We start from the raw sequence: 8,212 nt of genomic DNA, 5'->3' as shown, positions 1-8,212 counted from the left end.
GAGCCATGCTCGGCTGGAGCTTTGCCGGGAACGCCTCTGCCGAGCATGGCTCGGCACTACATGGCTGGGCCTTTGCATAAAGCCCCTGCCGAGCATGGCCCGGCACTACATGGCTGGGCCTTTGCATAACGCCTCTGCCGAGCATGGCTCGGCACTACCCTGGCTACCTCAGCTGACCAGCTTCAGGCCGATCACGCCGGTGACGATCAGGCCGATGCACAGCAGGCGTGGCCAGCTGGCGCTGTCGCCGAACAGGATCACGCCGGCAATCGCCACGCCAACCGCACCGATACCGGTCCAGATCGCATAACCGGTACCGACCGGAATGGTGCGCAGGGCCTGGGTCAGCAGCCACAGGCTGATGCCGGCAAACACCACGGTGAACAGGCTCGGCCAGAGCCGGGTAAAGCCTTCGCTGGACTTCAGGCCCAGTGCAAATCCAATCTCGAACAGGCCCGCAAGCAGCAGGTAGATCCAGGGCATCGCCAACTTCCTTTACAAAAAAAGACGGCGCCCCAGTGAGTTCACACCGAGCCGCCGTCGACAAACGTCTGCATCACTGCAGGGCGGGCCGTCCCGCCTGTTTTTTTGCGCAGAACCGGCATGCCGGCGCTGCGCTGGTAGTGCTTATTCGGCCAGGTTGCGACCGTGGAACAGCTCTTCGATCTCGCGGCGCAGCAGCGCCTCGATCTTCATGCGCTCCTTGAACGACAGGTTCTTGGCCTTCTCTTCGAACAGGTACTGGTCCAGGTCGAAGTCCTTCAGGTGCATCTTGGTGTGGAAGATGTTTTCCTGATAGACGTTGACGTCGAACATCTCATAACGCGACTTGATGTTCTTGGCCAGGAAGTTCTGGATCGAATTGATCTTGTGGTCGATGTAGTGCTTCTTGCCCTTGATGTCACGGGTGAAGCCACGCACGCGGTAGTCCATGATCACGATGTCTGATTCCAGACTCTCGATCAGGTAGTTCAGCGCCTTCAACGGCGAGATCACACCGCAGGTTGCCACGTCGATATCGGCGCGGAAGGTAGCAATGCCTTCCTGCGGATGCGTTTCCGGATAGGTGTGCACGGTGATGTGCGACTTATCCATATGCGCAACCACGGCATCGGAGATCAACTCCTTGCCGGCCTGCTTCTTGTCGATCACCGGCTCCTCGGAAATGAGAATTGTGACCGAGGCACCCTGGGGGTCGTAATCCTGACGCGCAATGTTCAAGATGTTCGCACCGATGATCTCTGCGACATCGGTGAGGATCTGCGTGAGTCGATCGGCGTTGTATTCCTCGTCGATGTACTCGATATAACGCTGGCGCTCCTCTTCGGTACGCGCATAGCAGACGTCATAAATGTTGAAGCTCAAGGCCTTGGTGAGGTTGTTGAATCCTTGCAACCTCAGGCGAGGCAACGGCTTGACCACGGCGGTCGATCCTGTAGATGGTGGGAAAGGCGGAAGTATGGGGCAAAGTGGCCCGCTGTGATACTTGCACCGTTATGCCCGTTTGCCCCTTATGCTCAGCGTCGTTAAGCTTGCCCATTAAGCAAGTTCATCCAAACTGTGAACGCCATCATGAGCCCAGGTAACGCCACCACCGCGTCAAACGTGCGTCTTGCCTCCAGCCCGCTGGCGCTGGACATTGCCACCATCGACCGCTTTCTGGCCCACAGCCACCGCCGCCGCTACCCGGCGCGGACCGATGTGTTCCGCCCGGGTGATCCTGCCGGGACCATGTATTACGTGATCAGCGGCTCGGTCAGTATCATTGCCGAGGAAGACGATGACCGGGAACTGGTGCTGGGCTACTTCGGTGCCGGCGAGTTTGTCGGCGAAATGGGCCTGTTCATCGAGTCGGACAAGCGCGAGGTCATCCTGCGCACCCGCACCCCCTGCGAGCTGGCCGAGATCAGCTACGAGCGCCTGCACCAGCTGTTCCTGGGTCCGCTGTCAGTGGACGCGCCCAAGCTGCTGTACGCCATTGGCTCGCAGATCTCCCGGCGCCTGCTGCATACCAGCCGCAAGGCCAGCCGCCTGGCCTTCCTGGACGTGACCGACCGCATCATCCGCACCTTGCACGACCTGTCCAAGGAGCCGGAATCGATGAGCCACCCGCAGGGCACCCAGCTGCGCGTCTCCCGCCAGGAAATCGCCCGACTGGTGGGTTGCTCGCGGGAAATGGCCGGCCGCGTGCTGAAGAAGCTGCAGGCCGATGGCCTGCTGCATGCCCGCGGCAAGACCGTGGTTCTGTACGGGACGCGGTAACGTCCGCTTCGCGGGCGACACCCCCATGGTTTGCGGAGCAAACCATGGGCCCCGGCTCCCCGCCTTCCAAATCCCCGCACCTGTCGGCGCGCCCCCCTTTACTAAAGGGGGCTGTCTGACCTGATTGACCTCGGGAAAACCCTTTGCCTGCGCTCTGGTAGCCCGGGTAAGCCGCGCGCACCCGGGGCTTTTCGCGCGTTGGTGGCCACGCGCTCAGGCGCCCCCAGCAGAGTGATGTTTACCGAGATCCCGGGTGCGCTGCGCTTATCCGGGCTACGATGTTGAAGTGTGATCTCTGTCGGAGCCCGAAATCTCACTCACCATTGCGAACATCCGGGCTACTTGGTGATCAATGCCACGCCAACTAACAATTCCGAATGCCGCGGGAGACCAACCACGTCGCCGACATAGCTGCGAATTAGCGACCGTTCGGCGCTGATATTGGTCAGGATTCAACCCAAACCATTACTTTCCGATGTAGCTTTCCTTGACCTGCCCTGCTGTGGCCCGCAGGCTTGGGGCATGGAATTTGGCAACGAATTTTACTGGTTCATCCTGATCGGCCTCGGCGCGCAGCTGGTGGACGGTGCGCTGGGCATGGCGTTCGGGCTGATTTCGTCCTCGGTGCTGCTGAGCATGGGGCTGCCACCTGCGGCGGTCAGCGCCAGCATCCACACCGCCGAGGTGTTCACCACCGGCGCCTCCGGGGTCTCGCACCTGGTGGCCGGCAATGTCGACAAGCGCCTGTTCTTTCGGCTGGCGATACCCGGCGCCATCGGCGGAGCCATTGGCGCCTATGTGCTGACCCAGCTGCCTGGCGATGTCGTGCGCCCGTTCATCTACCTTTACCTACTGGTGCTGGCGATCTTCATCCTGGCCCGCGCAGCCGGCAAGTTCATGGCCAAGCAGGAAGTGAAGCGGGTGCCGGTGCTGGGCTTCTTCGCCGGCCTGCTGGACGCCACCGGCGGTGGCGGCTGGGGGCCAGTGGCCACCTCCACCCTGCTGGCCCGTGGCGGCCAGGCGCGCACCACGATTGGCTCGGTCAACGCGGCGGAGTTCGTGGTCACCCTGTCGATCTCGGCAACCTTCCTGCTGTCGATGGGCCTGCAGCACCTGTCCATCGTCGCCGGCCTGCTGGTCGGCGGGATGATGGCCGCACCAGTGGCGGCGCTGCTGGTGAAGCGGGTCAAGGAGCGCTGGGTGCTGATCGCCGTCGGCGTGCTGGTACTGTCGATCAGCCTGTTCCAGATTGGAATGGCGGTAGTGAAGCTGCGGGGTGCTTGAGGCACGCGAGGCGATGCTGCTCTGATAGCCCCTCTCCCGTTTACGGGAGAGGGGTTGGGGTGAGGGCAGCTTTTGCTTTAGAGCCTTAAAAGCTCCCCTCATCCGCCCCCCGCCTTCGCGGGGGCAGGCTCTTCGGGCACCTTCTCCCGTAAACGGGAGAAGGGATGTCGGCTTCGGCAGGCCTTGCTGTGCGTCAAAAGCCCCCTCATCCGCCCCCCTTCGCGGGGGCGGACTCTACGGGCACCTTCTCCCGTAAACGGGAGAAGGGATGCCGGCTCCGGCTGGATCGTTGCTTGCCCCGCTTTGGATTACCTGGGCAGCGGCTTGCCGCCGCGGCCCGGGCAGCCCCAGTTGAGGATGGGGGTGCCGGCCGGCAATACCTTGCCGAAGTACTCCACCCGCGAATGCTTGGGGTTCACCACTACCGGAGCCTTGGCAGCTTTCAGCAGCGGCAGGTCGGCGGTGCTGTCCGAGTAGGCAATGGCGATGTCGCCGTAGCCGCGCTCGCGCAGCATGCGCATCTTTTCTTCGTTGTGGCAGTGGCGGGTGGCGCCCATCGCGCCCATGCGCGGGCCGACTTCGCTGCCGATCACCGGCACGCCCTGCTCGGCCACGAAGGCGAGGATGGCGCGGGCCAGCTCCGGCGGTGCGCCGGTGGCCACGATCACCCGGTCGCCGGCACGACGGTGCGCGGCGAATACCTGCAGGGCATGTGGCAGCAGGTGCTGGCGGATCTCGTCCTCGTGCTTGAGCACGTACTGGTCGATTACCTTGTTGAACTCACGCGCCTGGTGCAGGCCGAAGGTGGCGATCCAGACGTAGCCGGAGATGCCGAAGCGGCGGGTCGGCAGCATCGCCACCAGCGGCCCCAGCAGCGGCGTGGCGAGGATGGCCACCAGCAGCCGCAACGGATTGCGCTTGATCAGCCAGGCGAACAGGTGGCTGCCGGAATCGCCGTCATACAGCGTGTGATCGAAGTCGAAGACGACCAGTTGCGCGTCATCACGCGGGTTCGGGTAGGGATCAGTCATGCCGGGAAGAATAGCTGACGCAGGCCCTCGCCCGGCTCTTCCACGCGCATGAACGTCTCACCGACCAGGAAGGCATTGATCCCCGCATTGCGCATCAAGGCCACGTCCGCCGGGCCCATGATGCCGCTCTCGGTGACCAGCAGGCGGTCGCGCGGCACCGCATCCTTCATCGACAGCGTGTTTTCCAGCGACACCTCGAAGGTGCGCAGGTTGCGGTTGTTGATACCGACCAGCGGCACCGGCACCTGGATGGCGCGCTCCAGCTCGTCGATGTCGTGCACCTCGACCAGCACGTCCATCCCCAGTTGCATCGCCAGGTCGGACAGCTCGGCCAGCTGGCGGTCGTCCAGCGCCGAGACGATCAGCAGGATGCAGTCGGCACCGAGCACGCGCGCCTCGACCACCTGGTACGGGTCGATGACGAAGTCCTTGCGCAGCACCGGCAACGTGCAGGCCTCACGGGCCTGCTGCAGATAGGCATCCGCGCCCTGGAAGAAATCCACGTCGGTCAGCACGGACAGGCAGCTGGCGCCGCCGAATTCATAGCTCACCGCGATATCCGCAGGGTGGAAGTCCGGGCGAATCACGCCTTTGGACGGACTAGCCTTCTTGACCTCGGCAATCACCGCCGGGTCACCATTGGCGATCGCCGCGTTCAGCGCATTGGCAAAGCCGCGCACCGGCGAGGCATCGGCCAGGCGCGCCTTCAACTCGGCCAGCGGCACGCGGGCGCTGCGCTCGGCCACCTCCTGCACTTTGCGGGCGAGGATGGTGTTGAGGATGTCGCTCATGGATCTGCTTCCTGGAAGACGGGCGCTGCTGACGCGGTTAATTAGGGGATTATCAGGGATTGCCGGCCAAGGCGCGGCTGGCATCGACGTACTCCTGCATGCGCGCACGGGCGCTGCCATCGGCGATCACCGCGCGGGCGCGGGCCAGGCCATCGGCGATGCTGTCGGCGACACCAGCCACATACAGTGCGGCACCGGCGTTGAGGGCGACGATATCGTTGGCCGGGCCCGGCTGGTTGTCCAGCACGGCGCGCAGCATGGCGATGGACTCTTCCGGGTTCTCGACCTTGAGGTTGCGGCTGGCCGACATGGCGATGCCGAAGTCCTCCGGATGAATCTCATACTCGCGCACCTTGCCGTCGCGCAGCTCGCCAACCAACGTGCCAGCGCCCAGCGAGATCTCGTCCATGTTGTCGCGGCCCCACACCACCAATGCGCGCTCGGCACCGAGCTCACGCAGCACGCGCGCCTGGATGCCGACCAGGTCGGGGTGGAACACGCCCATCAGGATATTGGTGGCGCCCACCGGATTGGTCAGCGGGCCGAGGATGTTGAAGATGGTGCGCACGCCCATCTCGCGGCGGACCGGCGCGACCACCTTCATTGCCGGGTGGTGCATCGGCGCGAACATGAAGCCGATGCCGGTCTGCTCGATGGCTTGCGCCACCTGCTCGGGCTGCAGCTCGATCACCGCGCCCAGCGCTTCCACCGCATCGGCGCTGCCGGACTTGGAGGACACGCTGCGGTTGCCGTGTTTGGCGACCTTGGCACCGGCAGCGGCCACCACGAACATCGAACAGGTGGAAATGTTGAAGGTATGCGAGCCATCGCCGCCGGTGCCGACGATGTCGACCAAATGGGTCTTGTCGGTAACCTGCACCGGGCGCGCGAACTCGCGCATCACCGTGGCGGCACCGGCGATCTCGCCGACGGTTTCCTTCTTGACCCGCAAGCCGGTGAGGATGGCGGCGGTCATGGTCGGCGAGATCTCGCCACGCATGATCTGCCGCATCAGGTCGACCATCTCGTCGAAGAAGATCTCGCGGTGTTCGATGGTGCGTTGCAGGGCTTCCTGCGCGGTGATGGTCATGACAACTCCAGAATCAGGAAATAACGATGTAGTCGCTTTGGCTGTGGATGCCGGTGTGTGCGCCTCGGCGCAGCTGCACGTGCAGGCCACCGATCGGCCCGACCGGCAGGCAGCTGTCCACTTCCAGCAGCGCATCGCGGTGCGGTTTGATCCACTGCGCTTCGGCCTGCGCCAGCGCCTTGCGCTTGGCCTCGACCGCATCGGCAGCAACCACCAGCAGGTAGCGGTGGTCCTCGCCGAACTGACCATCGACGTAGCCGCCAAGGTTGACGAAGAACAAGGTCGGCGCGTCGGCCGCAGGCGCGTCATCGGAAATGCGTACCTGCCAGTCATCGACGCCATCCACCGTCATCCACGAATCCAGATGCAGACCTGCAGCCTCGCCGAACCATTGCTGGCGCAGCTGCGGATAGGTGTGCTCGATGCCGGGACCAACCGCGAACACCACGTCATGCACCTCGGTATTGGCACGCGCATGGCGACCGCCGAGCATCACCACGAACAGGCGGAAATCTTCCAGGCTCACGGCGTCGGCCTCGCAGTCAGTGCCAGCCGCAGGCCGAAGCCGATGAACAGCACGCCGGCCAGCTTGTCCAGCCACTGCATGCCGCGCGCGGCCCAACGGCTGCTGCGCACACGATCGGCCGCCAACACGTAAGCCGCGTTGATCGGCAGCGCGTTGACCATGAAGACCAGGCCCAGCAGCGCGAACGCCAACGGCTTGTTCTGCACCGCCGGCGCGATGAACTGCGGCAGGAAGGCCAGGAAGAACAGCACCACCTTCGGGTTCAGCACATTGGTCAGGAAGCCGCCGGCGAATACCTGCCACCACGAACCGGCACTGCCGCTGCTGGCGGCGATATCGGCCTGCAAGGTCGATTCACCGGTATTGCGCAACAGGCGCACGCCCACCCACAGCAGATAGGCCGCGCCGATCCACTTGATCACGGTGAACAAGGTGGCCGACGTCGCCAGCAGCACGCCCAGGCCCAGCGAGGCCAGCGCCACATGCACCAGGCAACCCGCGCTGATGCCTGCGATGGCGGCGAATCCTGCACGACGTCCACCGCGCAGCGAGCGGCTGATGATGTACAGCACATCCGGGCCCGGCGTCAGGTTCAACAACCAGCCTGCAAGCATGAACAACAGCAACTGGCTCGGCTCGATCAACATGTGCGGTCCAGGAAGTTCTTCATCAGCGCGTGGCCGTGCTGGGTGAGGATGGATTCGGGATGGAACTGCACGCCTTCGACCGGATACTCACGGTGGCGCAGGCCCATGATCTCTTCCATCGAACCGTCCGGATTCTCGGTCCAGGCAGTGATCTCCAACGCCGCCGGCAGCGTGTTCTTGTCCACCACCAGCGAGTGGTAGCGGGTGGCTTCGTAACGGTCCGGCAGACCGGCGAACACGCCCTTGCCTTCATGGCGGATCGGCGAGACCTTGCCATGCATGATGTTGCTGGCACGGATCACGTCACCGCCATAGATCTGGCCGATGGCCTGATGGCCCAGGCACACACCGAACAGTGGAATGCTCGGGCCGAGCTGGCGGATCACCTCCAGCGACACACCGGCTTCGTTCGGCGTCTTCGGGCCCGGCGATACCACAATATGCGAAGGTTGCAGGGCAGCGATCTCGGCGACGCTCATCGCGTCATTGCGCACCACCTTCACTTCGGCACCCAGCATCTGCAGGTATTGCACGAGGTTGAAGGTGAAGCTGTCGTAGTTGTCGATCATCAACAGCATGAT

10 protein-coding genes are annotated in these 8,212 nt (G+C 63.8%); 2 read left to right on the top strand and 8 right to left on the bottom strand.

Features of this window, described 5'->3' with window-relative positions:
• Positions 1-168: 168 nt before the first annotated feature.
• Together ACVOLI_RS13310 and speD are read right to left on the bottom strand one after the other, a co-directional pair.
• Positions 169-483, bottom strand: coding sequence for a DMT family transporter (locus ACVOLI_RS13310; RefSeq protein WP_282271637.1), 315 nt, complete (start codon positions 481-483; stop codon positions 169-171).
• A gap of 144 nt (positions 484-627) precedes the next feature.
• Positions 628-1,422 (bottom strand): adenosylmethionine decarboxylase, encoded by a 795-nt coding sequence (gene speD / locus ACVOLI_RS13305; protein WP_282271635.1) that lies wholly within the window; start codon positions 1,420-1,422, stop codon positions 628-630.
• A gap of 150 nt (positions 1,423-1,572) precedes the next feature.
• Here speD and crp point away from each other — a divergent pair, with 150 nt between their 5' ends.
• Positions 1,573-2,262: a cAMP-activated global transcriptional regulator CRP gene (gene crp, locus ACVOLI_RS13300; RefSeq protein ID WP_282271632.1), complete on the top strand. Its 690-nt coding sequence runs from the start codon at positions 1,573-1,575 to the stop codon at positions 2,260-2,262.
• A gap of 522 nt (positions 2,263-2,784) precedes the next feature.
• Positions 2,785-3,546: a sulfite exporter TauE/SafE family protein gene (locus tag ACVOLI_RS13295; RefSeq protein ID WP_296249797.1), complete on the top strand. Its 762-nt coding sequence runs from the start codon at positions 2,785-2,787 to the stop codon at positions 3,544-3,546.
• 308 nt (positions 3,547-3,854) lie between these two features.
• Here the strand turns inward: ACVOLI_RS13295 and ACVOLI_RS13290 are convergent, their stop codons facing one another.
• From ACVOLI_RS13290 to ACVOLI_RS13265, 6 genes are read right to left on the bottom strand one after another with little or no spacing between them, the layout of a single operon-like run.
• Positions 3,855-4,577: a haloacid dehalogenase-like hydrolase gene (locus ACVOLI_RS13290; protein WP_481554606.1), complete on the bottom strand. Its 723-nt coding sequence runs from the start codon at positions 4,575-4,577 to the stop codon at positions 3,855-3,857.
• Complete coding sequence (trpC, locus tag ACVOLI_RS13285) at positions 4,574-5,368, bottom strand: indole-3-glycerol phosphate synthase TrpC (RefSeq protein ID WP_481614772.1); 795 nt, start codon at positions 5,366-5,368, stop codon at positions 4,574-4,576. Before trpC ends, ACVOLI_RS13290 begins: the two co-directional genes overlap by 4 nt.
• Before the next feature lie 52 nt (positions 5,369-5,420).
• On the bottom strand, positions 5,421-6,458 hold the full coding sequence (trpD, locus tag ACVOLI_RS13280; RefSeq protein WP_481614771.1) for an anthranilate phosphoribosyltransferase: 1,038 nt from the start codon (positions 6,456-6,458) through the stop codon (positions 5,421-5,423).
• Between the two features lie 13 nt (positions 6,459-6,471).
• Positions 6,472-6,984 carry a DUF1543 domain-containing protein gene (locus ACVOLI_RS13275; RefSeq protein WP_481614770.1) on the bottom strand — a complete coding sequence of 171 codons (513 nt, stop codon included), beginning with the start codon at positions 6,982-6,984 and terminating at the stop codon, positions 6,472-6,474.
• The gene (locus tag ACVOLI_RS13270; RefSeq protein WP_481614769.1) at positions 6,981-7,631 is read right to left on the bottom strand and encodes a LysE family translocator; all 651 of its coding nucleotides are present in this window, start codon (positions 7,629-7,631) and stop codon (positions 6,981-6,983) included. The genes ACVOLI_RS13275 and ACVOLI_RS13270 overlap by 4 nt, the downstream gene beginning before the upstream one ends.
• On the bottom strand, positions 7,625-8,209 hold the full coding sequence (locus tag ACVOLI_RS13265) for an anthranilate synthase component II (protein WP_481510121.1): 585 nt from the start codon (positions 8,207-8,209) through the stop codon (positions 7,625-7,627). The genes ACVOLI_RS13270 and ACVOLI_RS13265 overlap by 7 nt, the downstream gene beginning before the upstream one ends.
• Positions 8,210-8,212 lie beyond the last annotated feature (3 nt).

The organism is Stenotrophomonas sp. STEN029 (assembly GCF_056760015.1).
The sequence above is the reverse complement of the archived record's forward strand: the minus strand, read 5'-3'. Positions and strand labels throughout refer to the sequence as shown.

Coding starts and splice junctions, on each gene's coding strand:
- trpC (WP_481614772.1), bottom strand. CDS start 5,368: ATGAGCGACATCCTCAACACCATCCTCGCCCGCAAAGTGCAGGAGGTG.
- ACVOLI_RS13310 (WP_282271637.1), bottom strand. CDS start 483: ATGCCCTGGATCTACCTGCTGCTTGCGGGCCTGTTCGAGATTGGATTT.
- trpD (WP_481614771.1), bottom strand. CDS start 6,458: ATGACCATCACCGCGCAGGAAGCCCTGCAACGCACCATCGAACACCGC.
- ACVOLI_RS13265 (WP_481510121.1), bottom strand. CDS start 8,209: ATGCTGTTGATGATCGACAACTACGACAGCTTCACCTTCAACCTCGTG.
- ACVOLI_RS13270 (WP_481614769.1), bottom strand. CDS start 7,631: ATGTTGATCGAGCCGAGCCAGTTGCTGTTGTTCATGCTTGCAGGCTGG.
- ACVOLI_RS13290 (WP_481554606.1), bottom strand. CDS start 4,577: ATGACTGATCCCTACCCGAACCCGCGTGATGACGCGCAACTGGTCGTC.
- crp (WP_282271632.1), top strand. CDS start 1,573: ATGAGCCCAGGTAACGCCACCACCGCGTCAAACGTGCGTCTTGCCTCC.
- ACVOLI_RS13295 (WP_296249797.1), top strand. CDS start 2,785: ATGGAATTTGGCAACGAATTTTACTGGTTCATCCTGATCGGCCTCGGC.